We start from the raw sequence: 22,218 nt of genomic DNA, 5'->3' as shown, positions 1-22,218 counted from the left end.
ATTTTATGAAAAAAGGACTTTTGGTATTCGTTTTATTATGCTGTGGATTTACAATCAAAGCCCAAACAGAAAAGGGAAGGTTTTTATTGGGGGCAGGAACTACCGTTGGACTTGGTGAAGTCAGCGGTCCAATGACGATAGGGTTTAGCTCTTCCAAATTTGAACTTGCTGACGGAAGCACTGGCGAAATAAAGAGTTCAAACATTTATCTATCTCCAAAAGTCGGGTATTTTGTTCTAGACAATCTAGCTCTTGGATTAGATTTGGCACTCTCTTTTGGTAATGGTAAAACTACCCAAGCTGCCATTGAAACAGAAAGCAAATCTAACTTATTTGCCGCAGGTCCCTTCGCCAGATACTATTTTCCTGGTGAAAAAATCAGGCCTTATGCAGAAGCAAATTCTCTTTTTGGAGCAAGAAATCAAGAAAACAAAATTGGCTCCGTGAATATCGAGAACAAATACTCCCTATCAAACATCGCAGGAGGACTGGGTATAGCCATACTCTTAGGGGCAAAAAGTTCGATTGATCTAATGGCCAGCTACAATTCTATGAAACTAAGTGAAAATGAAAGTTCATTTTCAAACAAGCTAAACACCATTGGGTTTAAATTCGGATTTACAGTTTTCATTTGATAAGCGAATGGTTACCCTGCGTTTTTGAAAAGCACAAAAACAGGAATAAAGTCAACCAAGGCGTTTGGAAAAAGTACTTGCTTAAGCATTTCATAGACAAAAAAGCACCCATAGTTTCGGGTGTTTTTTTTATGTAATACTAACAAGTGCAACCCTCTTCCAGGTTGATCTGTAATTCATTTCAGCTTTTTTTCCCCAACACATAAAACAAATCCAAGCCCTGATCAGGATTATCAACCAATAGATAATCATCATGCTTGATGTCCGTGACTGTGCTACCTTGCTTTTTGTGAAGTTTATTTCTATTCATACGATTAAGAATCTCATAGGGTAACCTTAAAACTGCTGCAGGAAGCCTATGTTGCAGGTCAAAGATATCAAAGCGCATGATTTTATTTACTGACTTTCTGTTTTCCTCATGATAGCTCCATACTTTATCATTTCCACCAATCCCCATTGCTTCTACCTTGTCAAAAATCTTGTCACAAAGCCCTTCTAGCTCCTTAGCGGTATATTCTCTGATATGCCAAGGGTTTCTAGAAAGTGTGTGTCTAATGTTTGGGGTGGAAATAATTGCTTTTCCTCCAGGCTTCAATACCCGATAGATCTCTTCCAAAAAAAGTCGATCATCTTGAATGTGTTCGATCACCTGAAAACTGACTACAGTATCAAAACTATTGGACACTAAACCTTCAAATGGTGGAATAACTGCTTGCTGAAAATCAACTTCCGGGAACCTCTTTTTCAAATCAACAATGACTGACTCAATCTTATCAATACCAAGATAACTATCTACTTGATCAAGCAATTCCTCAACCCCCCTTCCTTCACCGCAGCCAACTTCAAGCAGATTCCCAGAGACCAGAGATTTGGCCGCAATATAGGCTTTGAGTAATCGTTGATGAATTGGGTTGTCACTGACCAACTTATCTGATGCAATTTCCGTTGTATAGGTAGCCATTTAAAATTTTATTAATTTGAGCAAAATTAAGGTTAATTTTTGAACCAAATGATAAGAAACAAGATCTCTTCGAAATTCACTGCAATAATCCTGGCTTTATTACTAGGATTAACTTCTACCACGGCATCTTTCGGCCAACAAAGTCTGGAAAACACCAACCAATCCCTAAGGTACTCACGGTACTCAAGGCTTTCACCCAAAATCATCCCTATCCAATCAAGTGAAAGAAATTTCATCTTGCAAATCCCCATAGAGAAACTTGAGGATGATGCCAGATTTGATGATTATGAATTTTATTACACCATTTTGAATTCCTATCAACAGACTTTCACACAGGAAAATCTCACTAGGTTACAAGAGAGTGATTTGAAAAAAGATACACCAAGCCATTTTTATTTTGAAGAGCGAATCGTAATTCCAGAAGAACAATCAGAAGCTATTGCTTTGGTCAAAATTGTCGATTCTCGGCAGGGGGATGAATACTATTACCACATGGATTTGGTTGGTCCGTTTATTCTAGGGCATCCGAATTTTGGTGCTTATTTCGGGAATAGTATTCCATTTGATCAGACTTTCTTGACCAAAGAGCAAGCACTTCTGTTTCAGGGAACAGCTATGAATTTACACAGGTTTCATTACCCCGCAGCATTTGGCGCTCCATTCCCTCCTATGGAAACAAAACCAGCCCCTGTGCCTAGAGAAGTAAAAGTGGAATATCAAGGTGATTTTTTGATCAATACTCCCAGAAGTTTTGATGATGACGGCTATTACTTTATACAATCTGACACCAACTCTACGGCTGGATTAATGATAAAAACAGCCCCTGAAGCATTTCCAAGAGTAAACACATGGGAAGACATGATTGACATGGTAGTTTATATTTCTACCAGAAAAGAACATGAGCAGTTATTGGAAGCTACCGATAAAAAGAAGGCTCTGGATCAGTATTGGATTGGAATCACCAAAGATGAAGAAGCAGCCAAAACATTGATCAGAGAATATTTCAGACAAATCGAATTTGCTAACATTCTTTTTACAGACTTCAAAGAAGGCTGGAAAACAGATCGAGGCATGGTCTACACGGTGATGGGGCCACCGAATGGTGTGGTGTTCCGCCAGAATGCAGAGATATGGACTTATGGAGATCTTAACTCAAATTCAAAAATAAACTTTACCTTTGCACGCGTCAAAAATATTTTGACTCCAAATTATTACACACTCAATCGCTCCAGAGCACTACAGCCGGAGTGGTTTCAAAGCATTACACTATGGAGAAGCGGAAGGATGGATTTCTAATCAACAAAGGAGAGCAAGATAAAGATTTCTTATTCGGTACCAGAGCAGTCATGGAAGCTATCCATGCTGAAAAAGACATTGATAAAATTCTGATCAATAAAGAGCTGAACAACGACTTGATCAAGGAATTGCTCAAGCTTGCCAAGGAAGAAAGAATACCAGTCGTAAGAGTGCCTGATGCCAAGCTGAACAGAATCACTCGAAAAAATCACCAAGGTGTAATTGCCCATATTTCATCCATTCAGTATGCATCTTTGGACAATGTGATAGATGAATGCTTCTCTAAAGGTATTGCACCTATGGTGCTTGTGCTTGACAGAATCACCGACGTCAGGAACTTCGGAGCTATCGCAAGGACAGCCGATTGTGCAGGTGTACATGCTATAGTGATCCCAGAAAAAGGAAGCGCACAGATCAATTCAGATGCTGTAAAGACGTCTGCAGGTGCACTAAACTTCATCCCCGTGTGTAGGGTAAAAAACCTCTACTACACTGTAAAAGATCTGAAGAAAATGGGGCTTAATGTAGTCAGTGTGACAGAGAAAACTGAAAGAGCCATGTACGACGCAGATTTCAAAGCTCCCACAGCCTTGATCATGGGATCAGAAGAAGATGGGATTTCTCAAGAACTCATGGGTATCAGCGATGAGTTTGTCAAAATCCCATTGTCAGGCAATATCGAAAGCTTAAACGTATCAGTAGCAGCAGGCGTAGTGATCTACGAAGCTATCAGGCAGCGAAATTAATCAAGCTTCATTTCCTTGAATATCCGAATTATCTTGAGGCTCTGATTCCTCTCTCACTTCTGGAATTGACTTGATGGACTCTCCTTTCAGCCAAGGAAAGTTTTTGATATTCAAATCTCGTTGTGGGAAAGGTATCTCGACACCATTGGTATTGAAGTCACTGAATATACCTCTCATGACTTCATCTCTCAAGATAACCCATATATCAAAGTTTTCTACCCAAAACAGCACCCTGAATTCTATAGCGCTATCTGCAAAGTTTTGCAAATAGACTCTAGGTTCAGGAGCTTTCATAATATCATCCCTTTCCAGTCTCTTTTTGATCAAGCTTGTCACCAAATCTACATCTGACCTATAGCTGACCCCAATAAGAAGCTCTACCCTTCTACGCTTATCAGAAAGTGTCCAATTGATCAGGTGTTGAGATAGCAAATCACCATTGGGGATGATGATTTCTGAACCGTCATAGGATTGTATTTTACTTGATCTGATCCCAACATCTTTTACCGTACCCGATCTCCCTCCTACTTCTATAGCATCTCCTATTTGGATTGGCTTTTCGAAAGCTAGAATCACACCAGACACCAAGTTGTTCACAATGGTCTGCAAACCAAAGCTTATCCCCAGTGTCAAGGCTCCTAACACTATAGCGATTTTGTCAAAACCTATCCCTGAAGCCCCAATAGCAAGTATAAAACCAGCTGCCAATACACCAAGTCTTATCAATAATATAGAGGACCCGAGCCGTTTCTCTCGAAGGCTACCCTGTTGCTGATCCTTGATAGTCGCAAAGTAAGCTATGTTATTGGCCAAAATACTTGCCACATATACAATCACAAAGAAAACCAAGATGTTACCATAGGTAAACTTGGTATTGAAAAGATTCCTTTCTGTAGCTAAAAAACTAAAACCCTCATCCATAAATAAGTCCAGCAAGGACAAATTATCCAAAAAGTAGTAAATCCAAATTAAGCTTACAAAACCATAAAGGGTTCGCTTCACCCTCGTCTGAATCCCGTGAAAATCTATGTATGAGGTAAAATCATTCTCATTGGTTTTCCGAACTTCAATTTGCAAATAGATGATTTCCATTACAATTTGTACAAACAAGTATAATCCAATTGCTTGTGAAAAACTAAGCGCTGCTGCTACTCCCAAAAGCTTGGACAAATTAAACCTTCCAAAAATATTCGCCAAAATTGAAAATGATTGAAGACCTATAAAAAGCTTGACCAAGATGGTGATGAGATATGGAAGCATCTCCGGATTATTCCTTTTAAATTTTAGTATTCTAAATGCTAAAAAAATACCAGCTACACTTAAAACCAATAGATACCATCTCTCTGAATAATTCACATCTCGATACAAGTTGCTCACTGTATACACAAAAAATATAAAAACGAACCCCAACCAAGTTTGGAAAAGTCCCTTCGGGAAACCTGACCAAAGCAACAAAGTGACTACCACTACATCGATCCATAACAATAAAGTAGTAAAAGAAATAGTGGGATTGGTGAAAAAGAAAGGTACAAAAGGAAGAATCATCACCACAACACTTAGCACAGGATACTTTGGTATATAATGAGCTCTGTCGATAATGATTTTTGCAAACTCCTTCTCCGCTTTAATTTTCAAAACCATGTTTCTAACCCAAATTGCAACCACAACAAAAACAATAAAAATCAACACGATAACACCTAAATGGCTTTTTAAATACCGCTTTAAAATAACCTCATTGAGACGTAAAGAATCCATAAATACTTCTGACAAATTCGAGGCAGACTCATAACTCTTAGGTTGCCACAAAAAATTAATATCCCTAGACAAGAGAGCTCTCTCCGCTCTTCGCCTTTCATTATCCAATGCTGATGAAATCTCCGTTACCCTAATCATCATATTAGAGACTCGTGTTTGATACCCAGCTGTCAGCACCCTTTGGGCATTTAAAATACTGTCCGCTCGACTGATTCTATTTCGCAATTGCGCTAAGGCTGTTTGGTATTCAGGAAGTATATCAGGGTCTTTGAGATTGAGTTTCATCAATCCGTCTTGCCTCATAGAATCTAGCCCAGTTCTCACGCTTATAAGTTCTTCTGTACGGGCAGTAATCCTACGCTCTGACACCGCAACTTGAGACCTGATATTATTCAAAAGATTATCTAGTTCACTCAAATACCGAATATTGATCCCTTGATCTCTGTTTTCCAAACGGCCTTCCACTACTTCAATAAGTCTTTCAGCAATGGGTAGATCCTCTAAAATAGTTAAAGTATCTAATTCATTACCAAGCTTAACACTAAGCTTTCCCAATAAAATGGTGTAATCTTGAGCTCGCTTAATGCTTCCTTCCAAAGTAGGTTTTGAAACCTTTTCTTCTACATTCTCGCTATTATTCAAAAGTGTATCAATGGCCTCCAGATTAGTTTGAAACCCCATACTTTCGGAAGAAAAAACCACTAATAAACATATCAATAAGATGTATCTCATCATGTCAGATAAATTAATTGGAGAATAAAGATACTTCATAAAATTGAACTATATCAATCAAAACATAACTTCAATTTATTAAACCACCAATATGAACCATAGAGGATAAAATCTGTTATATTAGTTGTGAACAGAATGAATTTTGTAAGCAGAATAAATCACTTTAAAAAAGTTTAAAATAAACATGGGCCATGTTAAACCATGTTAAAAACAGCTTGTTTTAGCATGAAAAGACTTGATTTGAAATAACAGATGGCACTAAATTTCGTGTATCTTATGTTAATGAACAAAACCAAATAAAATATGAATAAAAAGCAATTTTTCTTGAGCATTGTATTAGCTTCTCTAATTGGAGGGATAGTTGCTTTGGCTGGAGCCAGCTACTTATCAAAGCAAAATACGGCCAGCAATTTCGCTGAAAAACAAGATACAAGTTTCGTCAATTGGCTATCAGATGACAAGTTCACGGTCCCTGATGGGATCAATTTCGTAGCATCTGCACAGCAAGTCACGCCCGCTGTGGTTCACGTGAAAAGTACGCTTTCCATTACACAGAGACAAAGAGGTGGTGGTGACCCATTCGAAGAGTTCTTCGGATTTCGATCTCCTAATAGGGATCAAATGCCACAGGAAGCTAGGAGCTCTGGCTCTGGGGTGATTATTTCAGAGGATGGTTATATTGTTACCAATAACCATGTGATTGAAAATGCTACTAAAGTAGATATCTCCTTAGAAAATAATGCGAGGTATACCGCTAGAGTAATAGGTACTGATCCTACTACAGATTTAGCATTATTAAAAATAGAGGAAAAAGGGTTGCCTTTTGTTAAATTTGGTGATTCTGATATGACTAAAATAGGTGAATGGGTTCTTGCTGTAGGTAATCCATTTGATCTAACCTCAACTGTTACGGCAGGAATCATCAGCGCAAAAGCTAGAAATATCGGGATTTTAAGATCTGCCGAAAACAACCTATCTATTGAATCATTCCTTCAGACTGACGCCGTGGTGAATCAAGGAAACTCAGGAGGAGCCTTGGTCAACTTAGCTGGAGAACTCATTGGAATCAATACTGCTATCGCTTCTCGTACAGGTACTTTCAATGGTTATGCTTTTGCAATCCCAAGCTCAATCGTTAAGAAAGTGATGGATGATTTACTTGAATTCGGCACAGTTCAGAGAGGACTACTTGGAGTCACCATCAGAGATGTCACCCCTGATTTAGAAGAAGAGCTTGATAAAAAACTTGGAGTATCTCAAGGTGTGTATGTTTTTGGAGTCAATGAAGGCAGTGGAGGAAAAGAAGCTGGCCTACAAGAGGGTGATATTATCATTGGAGTAGATGGAAGCAGAACAAACTCAGTGGCTAAACTTCAAGAGATGGTAGCCCGAAAAAGACCAGGAGATAAAGTTGATATTAAATATTTGAGAAATGGCAAAGAGATCACTGCTTCCGCCACGCTAAAAAATATATCAGGAGATACAAAAGTAGTTAGGAAAGAAGTTCCTGTAGTAGCATCATTTGGTGGTGTCAAGTTCGAAGATATCAAACCTAATATCAAGGATAGGTTAAAGATTAGAGGCGGTGCATCGATTATCAGTATAGAAAATGATACTTGGAAAAAATCTGGTGCAAAAGTAGGATTTATTATTACCTCTGTAATTGGCCCTGAGGGAAGGTATAGAATTTCTGGAGCAAACGATCTAATTGCACTTTTAGAAGATAGCAAAGGAGAAGAAATCGTTATCCTAGGAGTATATCCTAATGGTCAAGAATACTACTTTGAAATTCAAGTGGAATAAAAATAATTAGTGTTTGAGTTGTTTGGAGTACGAAAAGGCCGATCAATAGATCGGCCTTTTCTTTTCCCTAAAATGTAACTGTTAAATAGGACCATTCAACAATACAATACAAAGGTAAACAATTGTCATCCAAATCTATAGACATATTTCGAAACAAAAAAGGGTAGCTTTTGAGCTACCCCTTTGTCGAATTCAATAAATAAGATTTCTTACTTCTTAGGAAAGATAGCTGAGTCACCTAATTGCTCCTCAATTCTTAGCAACTGATTATACTTAGCCATTCTATCAGATCTGGATGCAGATCCAGTCTTTATTTGACCACAATTCACAGCCACTGCAAGATCCGCAATCGTAGAATCTTCAGTCTCTCCAGATCTATGAGACATTACTGCTGTAAATCCAGCCTTATGCGCCATAGAAATAGCATTCAATGTTTCAGTCAGCGTGCCTATTTGATTTACTTTAATCAAAATGGAGTTAGCTGATTTTTCTTTGATTCCTCTTGCCAAGAAGTTAACATTTGTCACAAATAGGTCATCACCCACCAATTGAACCTTATCACCGATCTTTTCAGTCAACATAGCCCAACCTGCCCAATCTTCTTCAGCAAAACCATCTTCAATAGAATCGATAGGATACTTCTCAACCAATTCCGCAAGGTAAGCAACTTGCTCTTCTCTTGTACGTGTCTGACCACCTTCACCTTCAAACTTCTTGTAATCATATTTTCCTTCTACATAGAACTCAGATGCTGCACAATCAAGTGCAATGGTGATGTCAGATCCGGCTTTGTAGCCAGCTTTTTCTATAGCTTCCAAAATACAAGCTAAAGCCTCTTCTGTACCTCCGGAGAAATTAGGAGCAAAACCTCCCTCGTCACCTACTGCTGTACTAAGGTTTTTATCATGTAAAATTTTCTTCAAATGATGGAATATCTCAGCTCCCATACGTATGGCTTCAGAAAAATTCTCAGCACCCACTGGTCTGATCATAAATTCTTGAAAAGCAATAGGTGCATCTGAGTGAGAGCCTCCATTGATAATGTTCATCATCGGAACAGGCAATGTGTTAGCATTAACACCACCAATGTATCTGTACAAAGGCTGACCAGCTTCCATAGCGGCTGCTTTTGCTACTGCCAAAGACACTCCCAAGATCGCATTGGCACCCAGCTTGCTTTTATTTGCAGTACCATCAAGATCTATCATAATCTGATCAATCAGATTTTGCTCAAAGACATCTAGGCCTAAAAGTTCAGGAGCGATGACATCATTAACATTCGATACTGCTTTCAAAACACCTTTCCCAAGATATTTAGATTTGTCTCCATCTCTTAATTCCACAGCTTCATTGACTCCTGTAGAAGCACCACTAGGAACAGCAGCACGACCAAAAGCTCCATTTTCAGTAACTACATCTACCTCGATTGTAGGATTTCCTCTAGAGTCCAAAATTTGTCTAGCGTGAATTGATTGAATTAACGTCATAATTTTAAATGGTTTAATTAGGTATTATTTTTATTGCATTAAAGATACAAATTCGTCGAATAAATATCGAGAGTCATGAGGACCTGGAGCTGATTCTGGGTGATATTGTACTGAAAAAGCGGGCTTACTCTTTAGCTTTATACCCGCCACAGTACCATCATTCAAGTGCACGTGAGTTATCTCAAGGTCAGAGTTACTTTCTACATCTTCTTTTTTTACAACAAACCCATGATTTTGAGAAGTAATTTCACTTTTACCAGTGGTCAAATTCTTGATTGGATGATTAATACCTCTGTGACCATGATGCATCTTGTATGTAGAGACACCACAAGCCTCTGCCAAAAGTTGATGTCCTAGACAAATCCCAAAAACGGGTTTACCAGTATCTAAAATAGCCTTTGTAGTCTCAACAGCATAATCCATCACTGCGGGATCACCTGGGCCATTAGATAAAAAATATCCTGATGGATTCCAATCTTGCATTTCTTCCAACTTGGTTTTCGCTGGAAAAACTTTGCAATAAACTCCTCTATCAGCTAGATTTCGAAGAATATTCATCTTGATACCAAAATCAAGACAAGCTACTTTAATAGCTGCATTTTCGTCTCCATAGAAAAATGGCTCTTTGGTGCAAACTTTGGAAGAAAGCTCTAAACCATTCATGTCAGGGACTAAGTTAAGTTCTGCTTTTAGACCTGCAAGGTCATTTTCAAATTCAGAACTAATGATAGCATTCATAGCACCTTTAGATCTGATATGACGCACGAGTTTTCGCGTATCTATATCAGCTATACCTGTGATTCCATGCTTCACCAAGTAATCCTGCAAAGAACTATCTGCATCTAGTCTACTGAAGACCTCTGAAAATGAATTGACAACAATACCTGCGATGGTAGGTGCACCAGATTCGGATTCAGCCTCAATTACGCCATAGTTTCCAATATGAGAAGTTGTAGTGACGATAATTTGTCCCGTATATGAAGGATCAGTATAGATCTCCTGATAACCAGTCATACCAGTGTTGAAGCATATTTCACCACCATTAGTTCCAGGATTACCGATGAGTGTTCCGCGGAAAATCGTTCCGTCAGCTAAGAGAAGGGTTGCTTTTTGTTTGTTCATTTTATTCTAAGACTGGTCAAATTTAAGAAATTTCTAAAGATTAAGCCTTGTAAATTTGAAAGGATATAAAAAAAGGGATTGAACCAAAGTTCAATCCCTTTATATGAAGAGTTCTACAACATATTATTCTGCTGAATTATCTTCTTTTTTGTCAGCTTCTGGAGCATCTGCTTCTGGAGCATCTGCAACAGCTGTATTAGTTTCTGCATTAGATGCAGCAGCAGAACCTCTTCTACTTCTTCTAGTAGTTTTCTTGGCTGGTTTCGCTTCTTTCAACATCAATTCGTTGAAATCAACCAATTCAATAATACACATTTCAGCATTATCACCGAGTCTAAAGCCAGTTTTGATAATTCTAGTGTATCCTCCTGGTCTGGAAGCTACCTTCTCGACTACTTCACCGAAAAGTTCTTTGATGGCTTCTTTACTTTGAAGGTAAGAGAATGCAATTCTCCTATTGTGTGTAGTATCTTCTTTAGCCCTTGTGATCAAAGGCTCTACAAATTTTCTCAATTCCTTGGCCTTAGCAAGCGTAGTAGATATACGCTTGTGAAGGATCAAAGAAGCTGCCATGTTTGAAAGCATAGCCTTTCTATGGCTGGCAGTTCTTCCAAGATGGTTAAATTTCTTACCGTGTCTCATTTTTATTACTCTTCATCAAGTTTATACTTAGACAAATCCATACCGAAGGTCAACCCCTTCTCTTGGATAAGTTGTTCTAATTCAGCAAGAGATTTCTTTCCAAAGTTTCTAAATTTCATCATATCTGAAATTTCTAACCTGGCCAAATCACCTAATGTTTTCACATCTGCTGCTTTCAAACAGTTGAAGGCTCTTACAGACAAATCTAGATCACCAAGATTGGTTTTCAATAGTTTTCTCATATGCAAGAATTCTTCATCAATCGGCTCTGGTTCAGAAACTCCAGTAGAGTCCAAGACCATAGTCTGATCAGAAAACAACATAAAATGCTGAATAAGAATCTTTGCTGATTCTTGAAGTGCCTTCTCAGGATGGATAGAGCCATCTGTAGTTACCTCTAGGATCAATTTTTCGAAGTCAGTCTTTTGTTCTACCCTAGTATTTTCAACACTGTATTTCACATTCTTAATCGGAGTGAAAATAGCGTCAATAGGAATAACTCCAAAAACTTGCTCCTTTGGTTTAGACTCTTCAGCTGGAAGGTATCCTCTTCCTTTTTCTACTGTAAGTTCTACTTCAAGACTTTTTGATTCATCCAAGTGGCATATAACCAATTCAGGATTCAAAACCTCAAATGAAGAGGTATACTTCGCAATGTCACCAGCAGTAAAAACCGATTGGTTCTTAACTTCAACGGTAATTTTACCGTCAATAGCTTCATGAGATTTTTTAAACCTTACCTGCTTCAGGTTTAGGATGATGTCTGTAACATCTTCCACAACACCTTCGATGGTAGAAAATTCATGAACAACACCTGGTAGTTTTACGGAAGTGATGGCATAACCTTCTAGAGATGAAAGTAGTATTCTTCTCAAGGCATTACCAATTGTAACCCCATAGCCTTTTTCGAGTGGCTTGAATGTGAATAGACCGTGAAAATCATCAGCCTTCTCCATCACCACTTTCTCAGGCATTTGAAATGCTAGTATGGACATATCAATAGTTCTTTTTAAGTCTGAATTAATATTACTTAGAGTAAAGTTCGACGATCAATTGTTCCTTGATGTTTTCAGGAATATCTTCCCTTACTGGAACACTCACGAACTTACCTGCATATGAGGCGTTATCCCACTCTAACCAAGAATAACGAGAAGCACCTTTTCCAGCCAAACTTGATGTGATCGCTTCAAGAGACTTTGAACGTTCTCTTACGGATACTACATCACCTGCTTTCAAAGAGTATGAAGGAATATTAACCAATTCTCCGTTTACTAAGATGTGCTTGTGAGATACAAGCTGTCTTGCACCTCTTCTTGTAGGTGAAATACCTAATCTATAAACCACATTGTCTAATCTTGACTCAAGAGACTGAAGGAGATTTTCACCTGTAATACCTTGCTTTCTTGATGCAATATCAAACATTTTGGAGAACTGTCTTTCCAATACACCATAGATATATTTAGCTTTTTGCTTTTCAGCAAGCTGTATAGCGTATTCTGACTGTTTTTTTCTTCTACCTCTACCATGTTGTCCTGGAGGGTAGTTCTTTTTTTGAAGTGCCTTGCTTTGTCCTTCTATCGGTTCACCGAATTTTCTAGCAATTTTCGCCTTTGGACCTCTATATCTAGCCATTTTCTATTCTTCTTAAATGATTAAACTCTTCTACGTTTTGGCGGACGACATCCATTGTGCGGAAGTGGAGTCACGTCTATAATCGTAGTCACATCAAGACCTACATTTTGTAAAGTTCTGATAGCAGATTCTCTACCTGCACCTGGACCTTTTACAAAAACCTCAATTTTTCTCAATCCTAAATCATATGCAACCTGACCACAGTTCTGTGCTGCCATTTGTGCTGCATAAGGAGTGTTTTTCTTAGAACCTCTGAATCCCATCTTACCGGCAGAAGCCCAAGAGATCACCTGTCCAGAATTATTGGTAATAGAGATGATAATATTGTTAAAAGAAGCTTTAATATGCGCTTGGCCTACTGCTTCTACTTTAACTACTCTTTTTTTACCTTTAGCTTTATCGTTTCTTTTCTGAGCCATAATCTAAATCAAGATTTATTTAGTTGCTTTCTTTTTGTTAGCAACAGTCTTTCTCTTTCCTTTTCTTGTTCTGGCGTTATTTTTAGTTTTTTGACCTCTCAAAGGAAGACCTTTTCTATGTCTCAAACCTCTATAACAACCAATATCCATTAATCGCTTGATATTAAGCTGGATTTCAGATTTAAGAACACCTTCAGTTCTATATTCTTCAGCTATAATATTTCTAATAGCGGTAGATTCTTCATCATTCCACTCACCAGCTTTCTTATCATAAGAAATGCCTGCTTTCTCTAAGATCGCTCTGGCTGAGCTTCTTCCTATACCGAAAATATAGGTTAAGCCGATTTCACCTCGTTTGTTGTCTGGGATGTCAACACCTGCAATTCTTGCCATAATTATTAACCTTGTCTTTGTTTAAACTTCGGATTTTTTTTGTTGATCACATAAAGTTTTCCTTTTCTTCTGATCACTTTACAATCAACACTTCTCTTCTTGATTGATGCCTTTACTTTCATGACAGTTTATTTGTATCTATAAACAATTCTACCTTTGGAAAGATCATATGGAGAAAGCTCTAATTTAACCTTGTCTCCAGGTAAGATCTTAATATAATTCATTCTCATTTTACCAGAGATATGAGCAATCAGTTGATGTCCATTCTCCAATTCCACTTTAAACATTGCGTTTGACAATGCTTCTATTATCGTACCATCCTGTTCAATAGATGTCTGCTTAGCCATATTTAGAAATTAAAATTTTCCTCTATATATTGATGTGTGGTCAGTATCTCTGTTCTATCCTTAAATATCGCCACAGTGTGCTCATAATGCGCGGAGGCTTTCCTATCTGCAGTGCGAATAGTCCATCCATCCCGCTCTTGTACAATATTACGTGTACCTAGATTCACCATGGGTTCTATCGCAATGACCAGACCTTCATTCAACAAAGGACCACTTCCTCTTTTTCCATAGTTTGGAACTTCAGGACCCTCATGAAGGCTTTTACCTAAACCATGTCCCACAAGCTCTCTAACTATAGTATAACCTTTGGATTCTACAAATTTTTGAATCGCATGACCAATATCACCTACACGATTTCCAAAAACAGCCTTCTCGATTCCAAGGTATAAGGATTCCTTTGTAGTCTTGAGTAAAGACAATATATGTGGGGGAACTTCACCGACAGGGTAAGTATAAGCGCTATCGCTATGAAAACCTTGGTGAAAGACTCCACAATCTATTGAGATTATATCGCCATCTTTCAAAACATAATCACTCGGAAACCCGTGCACTACGACTTCATTCACTGAAATACATAATGAAGCAGGAAATCCACCGTAACCTTTGAAGGAGGGAACACCACCATGATCCCTTATAAACTCCTCCGCAATTTTATCTAAGTAAGATGTCTTAACACCTTCTTTTACATTCTTGGCAACCTCTCCGTGAGCCTTACCTAATATTTGAGCACTTTCTTTGATTAACTGAACCTCATCAGAGGTCTTGTAATGGATCATATAGCAGGAGCGTAATTAGAAGGATTATTCTTGATATTCCCACTTTTCATCATTCCTTCATAATGTCTCATTAACAAGTAGCTTTCTATTTGTCTCAAGGTATCCATGATAACGCCCACCATGATCAATAATGAGGTACCACCATAGAACTGAGCAAATTCTCCACCAACACCAGCAATGATTGCAAAGGCTGGCAATATAGCAACAAGTGCCAACAAGAAAGAACCTGGTAAAGTAATTCGTGAAATGATATTGTCAATAAACTCAGCAGTTGGTGCCCCAGGTTTAATACCAGGTACAAAACCACCGTTCCTTTTCAGATCTTCTGCAATTTGTTCAGGATTGACAGTGATGGCAGTGTAGAAGAAAGTAAATAGTATAATCATAATACCAAATACTAAGTTATATTGCCATGAAGTAAAATCTGAGAATGTAGAACCAATATAATTTGCTATGTCATTGTCACTCGACCAAATTTGAGCAATCAAAGCTGGTAAAAACATCAATGACTGAGCAAAGATAATTGGCATAACACCAGAAGCGTTGACTTTGATCGGGATGTATTGTCTCTGTCCACCATAGACTTTACCTCCCACAACTTGCTTTGCATATTGAACAGGAATTCTTCTTGTTGCCTCAGTAAGAGCTACTACTCCTACTACTACAAAGAACAACACAGCTGCTTCAATTAATAACAAAAGCATACCAGATGTACCTTTAGACAATCCCTCAGCTATTATGGCTCCTGGAAATCTAGAGATAATACCAATCATGATAAGCATGGAAATACCGTTACCAATACCCTTCTCGGTGATTTTTTCACCTAACCACATACAGAACATGGTTCCCGCAGATAACAATACCAATGAGCTAAACATAAACAAAGAAGTACTTACCATAACCGCTCCTGTAGGAAGAATAGTGGCAGTAATATAGCCAATACCTTGAGCAACTGTAATAGCAATCGTCAAAACACGCGTGATTTGATTAATCCTTTTGCGTCCTGATTCTCCTTCTTTTTGTAACTTTTGAAAATAAGGTACTCCAACAGTCAACAACTGCAACACAATAGATGCAGAGATATATGGCATGATTCCCAATCCGAAAATAGAAGCATTACTAAAAGCTCCTCCTAAGAATGTATCGATCAAGCCGAAAATACCTTCAGGTGCATCGCCTAATTTGGAGGGATCCACACCTGGTAAAACGATAAAAGAACCCAATCTGAATACAATCAGGAAACCAATTGTATTCAAAATTCGGACTCTTAAATCTTCAATAGCAAAGATATTCTTAACTGTTGAGATAAACTTTTTCATTGATTAAATCTTGTTAACTGTTCCGCCTACCTTTTCAATAGCTTCAACAGCGGAAGCAGAGAAATAGTGAGCACTTACATTCAATTTCGCTGTAAGTTCGCCTCTACCTAGGACTTTTACAACATCTTTTTGAGAAACTAGTCCATTCTCTACCAAAACATCAAATGTTATTGCATCAGAATTAATTTTTGAAGCTAATTCTTGCAAAGCATCCAAATTGATAGGCTTGCACTCAATTCTATTAAGACTTTTGAAACCGAATTTAGGAACTCTTCTTTGAAGAGGCATTTGACCACCTTCAAATCCTAGTTTACTTTTATATCCAGATCTAGATTTGGCACCTTTATGTCCTCTCGTAGAAGTACCACCTCTACCAGAACCAGTACCACGACCTATTCTTTTCCTGTTTTTTACAGAACCTTCAGCAGGTTTTAATGTATGTAATTTCATAATTAAGCTTCCTCCACTTTTACAAGGTGACTTACTTTTCTTACCATACCAGCAATCTGTGGAGTATTTTCTACTTCAACAGATTTGTTGATCTTGCCAAGACCTAAAGCTACGATAGTAGCCTTTTGATCTTTCGGTCTTTTGATTGTGCTTCTTACTTGCGTTACTTTAACTTTTGCCATCTTCTTAACCGTTAAAAACTTTAGACATTTTAACACTTCTTTGCTGGGATACAGCGATAGCATCTCTCAATTGAACCAAGGCATCAATTGTAGCCTTTACAACGTTGTGAGGATTAGAAGATCCTTTAGATTTAGCAAGTACATCAGTAACACCAGCACTCTCAAGGACAGCACGCATTGCACCACCTGCAATTACACCAGTACCAGCAGCAGCAGGCTTGATCAAAACAAATCCGCCACCAAATTTACCTAACTGCTCATGAGGGATAGTTCCTTTTAGAACAGGTACCCTTACTAGGTTTTTCTTAGCATCCTCAATTCCCTTAGTAATAGCATCAGTCACCTCGTTGGCTTTACCAAGACCATAACCTACTACACCATTACCATCTCCAACCACTACGATTGCAGAGAAAGAAAATCTTCTACCACCTTTAACTACTTTAGCAACACGGTTGATAGCAACAACTTTTTCTTTCAGTTCCGTATCTGTTGCCCTTATGGGTTTTCTTTTAACTTGAGACATAATATCTATTAAAATTTAAGGCCGCCTTCCCTTGCACCGTCAGCAAGAGCTTTAACATTACCATGATAAATGTAACCGCTTCTGTCAAAAACAACAGCAGATACACCTTTAGCAACAGCTCTTTCCGCTAACTTCATACCTACCTCTTTAGAAACAGAGATTGTTGAATTTTTGGCACCAAGTTCTTTAGAAGAGGCTTGAGCAAGTGTATGACCCTTAAGGTCATCTACCAATTGAGCGTATATACCAGTATTGCTTTTAAATACTGACAAACGAGGTCTAGAATCAGTTCCGGAGATCTTTCTACGGATACTTTTCTTGATTCTAAGTCTTCTTGAATTCTTATTAAAAGCCATCTTAATTATTTTTTACCAGCAGTTTTACCAGCTTTACGTCTTACAATTTCACCTACGAAACGAACACCTTTTCCTTTGTAAGGTTCCACTTTACGTAGAGACTTAATCTTTGCAGCTATTTGTCCTATAAGTTCTTTATCAATTCCTTCTAAAGAAACTATTGGGTTTTTACCCTTAGGAGTCTCCGTCTTCAATGCAATTGAATCTGGAAGTGCAAAAAAGATGCTGTGCGAATACCCTAAAGATAACTCAAGTACTTGACCTTGATTGGAGGCTTTGTAACCTACACCGACCAATTCCAAGTCTTTCTTGTATCCTTCAGAGACACCGATAACCATATTATTCAACAAAGATCTATAAAGGCCGTGAAGAGACTTGTGTCTCTTAGACTCTGTAGGTCTTGCAACAACAATTTGATTATCTTCAACCGCAACGGTAATATCGGGATTCACATCCTGAGTTAGCGTACCTTTGGGACCTTTAACAGTGACAGTATTGTGTGCTGACACGTCTACAGTAACACCCGCTGGTAGATTTATTGGTTTTTTACCTATTCTAGACATAACGGTTAATTAATAAACGTAACAAAGTACTTCTCCACCTATTCCTTCAGTACGTGCCTCTTTATCAGACATTACTCCTTTGGAAGTAGATAGAATGGCGATTCCTAGACCGTTTATAACTCTAGGCAATTCGTCATGTTTAACATATTTTCTTAGACCTGGCTTACTCACTCGAGCAAGGCTTACGATTGCATTCTGCTTAGTTGCAGGATTATATTTCAAAGCAATTTTGATAGTCCCTTGAGGACCATTCTCTTCAAACTTGTAATTTTGTATATATCCTTTATCAAAAAGAACTTTTGTCAATTCTTTTTTGATATTAGAAGCAGGAATCTCTACGATTCTATGAGATGCCTTGATGGCATTTCTCAATCTGGTCAAATAATCAGCTATTGGATCAGTCATATTTATATAAGTCTAACTGCACACCCTTAACGGGCGTGCAAAGTTACACAATGATTTTAAGAATAAAAACTTTTGTCCGATTTTTACCAGCTTGACTTAGTCACACCAGGAATCTTTCCAGCAGAAGCCATTTCTCTGAAAGTTACCCTGTTGATACCAAATTTTCTCATGTAACCTTTTGGACGTCCTGTCAACTTACATCTGTTGTGAAGTCTTACAGGAGAGGCGTTTCTAGGCAGTTTGTCCAAGGCTTCGTAATCACCGGCAGCTTTCAATTCTGCTCTTTTCTTAGCATACTTGGCTACAAGACGTTCTCTTTTTCTCTCACGAGCTTTTAATGATTCTCTTGCCATAATTATTCTTGATTATTTTTATTGATAAAAGGCATTCCGAAGGCTTTCAACAAAGCAAAGCTTTCTTCATCTGTCTGTGCAGTAGTCACGAAGGTGATATCCATTCCAGAGATTCTGTTTACTTTTTCGATACTGATTTCAGGAAAGATGATTTGTTCAGTTACACCTAAAGTATAATTCCCTCTTCCATCGAAGCCTTTATCACTAATACCTTTGAAGTCTCTTACACGAGGAAGAGCTACAGTTGTCAATCTATCCAAGAATTCATACATCTTGTCACCTCTCAAAGTTACTTTAGCTCCGATTGGCATTTCTTCTCTCAACTTAAAGTTAGAGATAGAATTTTTAGCCTTTGTCGCTACAGCTTTCTGACCAGTGATAAGAGATAGTTCTTCAACACCTTGATCTACCAATTTCTTGTCAGCTACTGCTGCACCAATACCTTTGTTAAGAACAATCTTAGTAAGTTTTGGTACTTGCATTACTGATTTATACTGAAATTTTTCCTTCAATTCAGGAGCTACCTCAGATAGGTACTTATCTTTCATTCTAGGATTAGCCATTGATCACCTCCCCAGTTTTCTTAGAATATCTAACTAATTTTCCATTTTCACCTTTTTTCCTTCCGATCCTAGTGGCATCGCCAGTTTTTGGATCTACAAGCTTAAGGTTACTTACATGTAAAGATGCTTCTTTCTTTTCAATTCCACCTTGAGGATTAGTAGCGGTAGGTTTCACGTGTTTGGTTACGATATTAATTCCTTCTACTATTGCTCTTCTTTTTTCAAGGTTTACAGAAAGCACTTTGCCTGTTTTACCCTTATCATCACCTGTCAATACCTTTACAGTATCACCAGTTTTGATGTGTAGTTTGGGTTGTTTATTGAATTTTCTTTCCATGATTACAATACTTCTGGGGCTAAAGATACAATCTTCATAAACTGCTTCTCTCTCAACTCTCTAGCAACAGGACCGAATATACGGCTACCTCTTGGTTCGTCATTGTTGTTGAGAAGGACTGCTGCATTATCTTCAAATCGGATATATGAACCGTCTTTTCTTCTAATTTCTTTCTTCGTTCTCACGATAACCGCTTTAGAAACGGTACCTTTTTTCATGTTGCTGGAAGAAAGTGCGGACTTAACAGTTACTACAACTTTATCCCCAATAGAAGCATATCTTTTCTTGGTTCCTCCCAATACACGGATTACAAGCACTTCTTTAGCACCTGAATTATCCGCTACGCTTAGTCTGGATTCTTGTTGTATCATGTTATTTAGCCTTTTCTATAATTTCTACTAATCTCCAACGCTTGTTCTTACTCAGCGGACGAGTTTCGCTTATCTTAACAAGATCGCCTTGCTGGCACTCATTTTTCTCGTCATGAACCATAAACTTTGTAGTCTTGGCAACAAACTTACCATAGATTGGGTGCTTTACCCTTCTCTCTACGGCAACTGTAATGGACTTATCCATTTTGTTGCTGACTACCTTTCCTATTCTTTCTTTACGTAGATTTCTCTCAGTAGTAGCCATCTCTGTTCTTATTTAGCTAATTGTAATGCGGTCAAAGCTGTCTTCAATCTCGCGATTGTACGCTTCACCTCTTTAATTTGATTAGGATTTTCGATCGGAGAAATAGCATGGGCAAAACGTAATTTTGTTAAATTTGTCTGCTCAGCGGCGATTTTCTCGATAATTTCACTTTTAGAAAGTGATTTGATTTCTGAATTTTTCATAGCTTTTCTTATCCTACGTAATCTCTACGTACCACGAAATTTGTACTTACAGGTAGTTTTTGCTGTGCAAGTCTCAAAGCTTCTCTAGCTACTTCAACACTCACTCCTGTTGCTTCAAAAAGGATTGTTCCTGGCTTGATTACTGCAACCCAGTATTCAGGCGCACCTTTACCTTTACCCATACGAACCTCTGCAGGTTTCTTAGTGATAGGTTTGTCAGGGAATATCCTAATCCAAACCTGACCTTCTCTTTTCATTGCTCTTGTCATTGCGATACGAGCCGCTTCAATCTGACGAGAGGTTATCCATCCAGCTTCAAGGGATTTGATGCCAAAGTTGCCAAAAGAAAGCGTGTGCCCTCTTTGTGCAATGCCTTTGACTCTGCCCTTGTGCATTTTTCTATATTTAGTTCTTTTTGGCTGTAACATGATTTCTCACTTAGGGGTGAAAATTAGTTATTTCTCTTTCTTCTTTTTGGGCCGCCTTCTCTTCTCTTACCTCTAGTGTTTCCACCTTTTGGCTCGTTTGCAGCTCCTACGTTTGGAGAAAGATCTCTCTTTCCATAAACTTCTCCTTTGAATATCCAAACTTTGATACCTATGATACCATAGACGGTATTGGCTTCAGAGATTGCATAGTCAATATCAGCTCTCAATGTATGCAAAGGAATTCTTCCTTCTTTATACATTTCAGATCTTGCCATTTCAGCACCACCCAAACGACCAGAAAGCTTTACTTTGATACCTTCAGCACCTACTCTGATTGCTGCTGCGATAGATTGCTTCATAGCTCTTCTGAATGAGATACGAGCTTGTAGCTGTTGAGCTATTGATTCACCGACCAATTTAGCATCCAATTCTGGACGTTTGATTTCAAAAATGTTTATCTGAACATCTTTGCTGGTCAATTTTTTCAACTCCTCTTTAAGTTTATCAACTTCAGCACCACCTTTTCCTATCACTACACCTGGTCTAGCAGTATGGATAGTAAGGGTGATTCTTTTCAAAGTTCTTTCAATGATAACTTTAGAGATACCACCTTTTGGAATTCTTGCATTGACGTACTTACGGATTTGCTGATCTTCGTATAATTTGTCAGCAAAGTCCTTTCCACCATACCAGTTAGAATCCCAACCTTTGACTACACCAAGTCTAAAACCAATAGGGTTTATTTTTTGTCCCATAGTCTAATCTTAATTAGAGTTTTCTTTTGTTTCTACTTCATCAGCGGTAACAGTTGAGTTGAAAGCATCAACTACTAAAGTCACATGATTTGATCTTTTACGAATTCTGTGTGCCCTTCCTTGAGGTGCAGGTCTTAGTCTTTTCAACATACGACCACCATCTACCTGAATAGTTTTGATATAAAGATCAGCTTCTTCAAGTTTTTCATCTGGATTCTTTGCCTGCCAGTTAGCCACTGCAGAAAGAAGAAGTTTTTCTAATTTAATAGAACCATGATTTGGTGTAAACTTCAATATACTTAGTGCGTGTCCTACCCTTTTACCTCTCACGAGGTCAGCTACCAATCTCATTTTGCGAGTAGAAGTAGGAACGTTATTTAATCTTGCTATTGCTTCCAT

General features: G+C 38.1%; 32 protein-coding genes. 4 read left to right on the top strand and 28 right to left on the bottom strand.

What is annotated here, in order from left to right; genetic code table 11:
* Window positions 1-5: 5 nt before the first annotated feature.
* Complete coding sequence (locus MM214_RS11255) at window positions 6-635, top strand: outer membrane beta-barrel protein (protein WP_241295481.1); 630 nt, start codon at window positions 6-8, stop codon at window positions 633-635.
* A 181-nt stretch (window positions 636-816) separates the two neighbouring features.
* Here the strand turns inward: MM214_RS11255 and MM214_RS11250 are convergent, their stop codons facing one another.
* Window positions 817-1,596, bottom strand: a complete 780-nt coding sequence (locus tag MM214_RS11250) for a class I SAM-dependent methyltransferase (protein ID WP_241295480.1) — start codon at window positions 1,594-1,596, stop codon at window positions 817-819.
* Window positions 1,597-1,644: 48 nt separating this feature from the next.
* On the opposite strand from MM214_RS11250, the gene MM214_RS11245 reads away from it, so the two are divergent.
* Window positions 1,645-2,892 (top strand): GWxTD domain-containing protein, encoded by a 1,248-nt coding sequence (locus MM214_RS11245; RefSeq protein ID WP_241295479.1) that lies wholly within the window; start codon window positions 1,645-1,647, stop codon window positions 2,890-2,892.
* Complete coding sequence (gene rlmB / locus MM214_RS11240) at window positions 2,865-3,638, top strand: 23S rRNA (guanosine(2251)-2'-O)-methyltransferase RlmB (protein WP_241295477.1); 774 nt, start codon at window positions 2,865-2,867, stop codon at window positions 3,636-3,638. The genes MM214_RS11245 and rlmB overlap by 28 nt, the downstream gene beginning before the upstream one ends.
* On the opposite strand, the gene MM214_RS11235 is transcribed toward rlmB, so the two are convergent.
* Entirely contained in the window at window positions 3,639-6,128 is a 2,490-nt protein-coding gene (locus MM214_RS11235) for a mechanosensitive ion channel family protein (RefSeq protein WP_241295475.1), read from the bottom strand.
* A 300-nt stretch (window positions 6,129-6,428) separates the two neighbouring features.
* Between MM214_RS11235 and MM214_RS11230 the strand changes: the two genes are divergently transcribed.
* Window positions 6,429-7,928 carry a trypsin-like peptidase domain-containing protein gene (locus MM214_RS11230; protein WP_241295474.1) on the top strand — a complete coding sequence of 500 codons (1,500 nt, stop codon included), beginning with the start codon at window positions 6,429-6,431 and terminating at the stop codon, window positions 7,926-7,928.
* Between the two features lie 209 nt (window positions 7,929-8,137).
* Here MM214_RS11230 and eno read toward each other — a convergent pair whose 3' ends face one another.
* The 26 genes from eno to rplV form a co-directional block, all read right to left on the bottom strand.
* Window positions 8,138-9,415, bottom strand: coding sequence for a phosphopyruvate hydratase (gene eno, locus MM214_RS11225; protein WP_241295472.1), 1,278 nt, complete (start codon window positions 9,413-9,415; stop codon window positions 8,138-8,140).
* A 30-nt stretch (window positions 9,416-9,445) separates the two neighbouring features.
* Window positions 9,446-10,537, bottom strand: coding sequence for a glutamine-hydrolyzing carbamoyl-phosphate synthase small subunit (gene carA / locus MM214_RS11220; RefSeq protein ID WP_241295470.1), 1,092 nt, complete (start codon window positions 10,535-10,537; stop codon window positions 9,446-9,448).
* A 123-nt stretch (window positions 10,538-10,660) separates the two neighbouring features.
* The gene (gene rplQ, locus MM214_RS11215; RefSeq protein ID WP_241295468.1) at window positions 10,661-11,179 is read right to left on the bottom strand and encodes a 50S ribosomal protein L17; all 519 of its coding nucleotides are present in this window, start codon (window positions 11,177-11,179) and stop codon (window positions 10,661-10,663) included.
* A gap of 5 nt (window positions 11,180-11,184) precedes the next feature.
* On the bottom strand, window positions 11,185-12,174 hold the full coding sequence (locus tag MM214_RS11210; RefSeq protein ID WP_241295465.1) for a DNA-directed RNA polymerase subunit alpha: 990 nt from the start codon (window positions 12,172-12,174) through the stop codon (window positions 11,185-11,187).
* A gap of 31 nt (window positions 12,175-12,205) precedes the next feature.
* Window positions 12,206-12,811 (bottom strand): 30S ribosomal protein S4, encoded by a 606-nt coding sequence (rpsD, locus tag MM214_RS11205; protein WP_241295463.1) that lies wholly within the window; start codon window positions 12,809-12,811, stop codon window positions 12,206-12,208.
* A gap of 20 nt (window positions 12,812-12,831) precedes the next feature.
* Window positions 12,832-13,230 (bottom strand): 30S ribosomal protein S11, encoded by a 399-nt coding sequence (gene rpsK, locus MM214_RS11200; RefSeq protein ID WP_009034192.1) that lies wholly within the window; start codon window positions 13,228-13,230, stop codon window positions 12,832-12,834.
* A gap of 15 nt (window positions 13,231-13,245) precedes the next feature.
* Window positions 13,246-13,623, bottom strand: a complete 378-nt coding sequence (rpsM, locus tag MM214_RS11195; protein WP_241295461.1) for a 30S ribosomal protein S13 — start codon at window positions 13,621-13,623, stop codon at window positions 13,246-13,248.
* Window positions 13,624-13,628: 5 nt separating this feature from the next.
* Window positions 13,629-13,745 carry a 50S ribosomal protein L36 gene (gene rpmJ / locus MM214_RS11190; RefSeq protein WP_009034194.1) on the bottom strand — a complete coding sequence of 39 codons (117 nt, stop codon included), beginning with the start codon at window positions 13,743-13,745 and terminating at the stop codon, window positions 13,629-13,631.
* Between the two features lie 6 nt (window positions 13,746-13,751).
* Complete coding sequence (infA, locus tag MM214_RS11185) at window positions 13,752-13,970, bottom strand: translation initiation factor IF-1 (protein WP_040480068.1); 219 nt, start codon at window positions 13,968-13,970, stop codon at window positions 13,752-13,754.
* A gap of 2 nt (window positions 13,971-13,972) precedes the next feature.
* Window positions 13,973-14,746: a type I methionyl aminopeptidase gene (map, locus tag MM214_RS11180; RefSeq protein ID WP_241295459.1), complete on the bottom strand. Its 774-nt coding sequence runs from the start codon at window positions 14,744-14,746 to the stop codon at window positions 13,973-13,975.
* Complete coding sequence (secY, locus tag MM214_RS11175) at window positions 14,743-16,065, bottom strand: preprotein translocase subunit SecY (RefSeq protein ID WP_241295457.1); 1,323 nt, start codon at window positions 16,063-16,065, stop codon at window positions 14,743-14,745. The genes map and secY overlap by 4 nt, the downstream gene beginning before the upstream one ends.
* Before the next feature lie 3 nt (window positions 16,066-16,068).
* The gene (gene rplO, locus MM214_RS11170; protein ID WP_241295455.1) at window positions 16,069-16,515 is read right to left on the bottom strand and encodes a 50S ribosomal protein L15; all 447 of its coding nucleotides are present in this window, start codon (window positions 16,513-16,515) and stop codon (window positions 16,069-16,071) included.
* A gap of 2 nt (window positions 16,516-16,517) precedes the next feature.
* Window positions 16,518-16,697, bottom strand: coding sequence for a 50S ribosomal protein L30 (gene rpmD, locus MM214_RS11165; RefSeq protein WP_241295453.1), 180 nt, complete (start codon window positions 16,695-16,697; stop codon window positions 16,518-16,520).
* 4 nt (window positions 16,698-16,701) lie between these two features.
* Window positions 16,702-17,220, bottom strand: coding sequence for a 30S ribosomal protein S5 (gene rpsE / locus MM214_RS11160; RefSeq protein WP_241295451.1), 519 nt, complete (start codon window positions 17,218-17,220; stop codon window positions 16,702-16,704).
* An 8-nt stretch (window positions 17,221-17,228) separates the two neighbouring features.
* Entirely contained in the window at window positions 17,229-17,576 is a 348-nt protein-coding gene (gene rplR / locus MM214_RS11155; protein ID WP_262916624.1) for a 50S ribosomal protein L18, read from the bottom strand.
* A gap of 5 nt (window positions 17,577-17,581) precedes the next feature.
* Window positions 17,582-18,139, bottom strand: a complete 558-nt coding sequence (gene rplF / locus MM214_RS11150) for a 50S ribosomal protein L6 (protein WP_241295449.1) — start codon at window positions 18,137-18,139, stop codon at window positions 17,582-17,584.
* 9 nt (window positions 18,140-18,148) lie between these two features.
* Entirely contained in the window at window positions 18,149-18,544 is a 396-nt protein-coding gene (rpsH, locus tag MM214_RS11145) for a 30S ribosomal protein S8 (protein WP_241295447.1), read from the bottom strand.
* An 83-nt stretch (window positions 18,545-18,627) separates the two neighbouring features.
* Window positions 18,628-18,897: a 30S ribosomal protein S14 gene (gene rpsN / locus MM214_RS11140; protein WP_076501213.1), complete on the bottom strand. Its 270-nt coding sequence runs from the start codon at window positions 18,895-18,897 to the stop codon at window positions 18,628-18,630.
* Between the two features lie 2 nt (window positions 18,898-18,899).
* Entirely contained in the window at window positions 18,900-19,460 is a 561-nt protein-coding gene (gene rplE, locus MM214_RS11135) for a 50S ribosomal protein L5 (protein WP_241295445.1), read from the bottom strand.
* A complete protein-coding gene (gene rplX / locus MM214_RS11130; protein ID WP_241295444.1) occupies window positions 19,453-19,797 on the bottom strand; it encodes a 50S ribosomal protein L24 in 345 nt (114 codons plus the stop codon). Before rplX ends, rplE begins: the two co-directional genes overlap by 8 nt.
* 2 nt (window positions 19,798-19,799) lie before the next feature.
* Window positions 19,800-20,168 (bottom strand): 50S ribosomal protein L14, encoded by a 369-nt coding sequence (gene rplN / locus MM214_RS11125; protein WP_076501217.1) that lies wholly within the window; start codon window positions 20,166-20,168, stop codon window positions 19,800-19,802.
* Between the two features lies 1 nt (window position 20,169).
* Window positions 20,170-20,433, bottom strand: a complete 264-nt coding sequence (rpsQ, locus tag MM214_RS11120) for a 30S ribosomal protein S17 (RefSeq protein ID WP_241295443.1) — start codon at window positions 20,431-20,433, stop codon at window positions 20,170-20,172.
* Window positions 20,434-20,441: 8 nt separating this feature from the next.
* Window positions 20,442-20,636 (bottom strand): 50S ribosomal protein L29, encoded by a 195-nt coding sequence (gene rpmC, locus MM214_RS11115; protein WP_241295442.1) that lies wholly within the window; start codon window positions 20,634-20,636, stop codon window positions 20,442-20,444.
* A gap of 8 nt (window positions 20,637-20,644) precedes the next feature.
* Window positions 20,645-21,064: a 50S ribosomal protein L16 gene (gene rplP, locus MM214_RS11110; protein WP_241295440.1), complete on the bottom strand. Its 420-nt coding sequence runs from the start codon at window positions 21,062-21,064 to the stop codon at window positions 20,645-20,647.
* Between the two features lie 23 nt (window positions 21,065-21,087).
* Window positions 21,088-21,819, bottom strand: coding sequence for a 30S ribosomal protein S3 (rpsC, locus tag MM214_RS11105; RefSeq protein ID WP_241295435.1), 732 nt, complete (start codon window positions 21,817-21,819; stop codon window positions 21,088-21,090).
* Between the two features lie 9 nt (window positions 21,820-21,828).
* Entirely contained in the window at window positions 21,829-22,218 is a 390-nt protein-coding gene (gene rplV, locus MM214_RS11100) for a 50S ribosomal protein L22 (protein WP_241295432.1), read from the bottom strand.

Source organism: Belliella kenyensis, from assembly GCF_022549675.1.
In the GTDB taxonomy this organism is placed as follows: Bacteria; Bacteroidota; Bacteroidia; order Cytophagales; family Cyclobacteriaceae; genus Belliella; species Belliella kenyensis.
The sequence above is the reverse complement of the archived record's forward strand: the minus strand, read 5'-3'. Positions and strand labels throughout refer to the sequence as shown.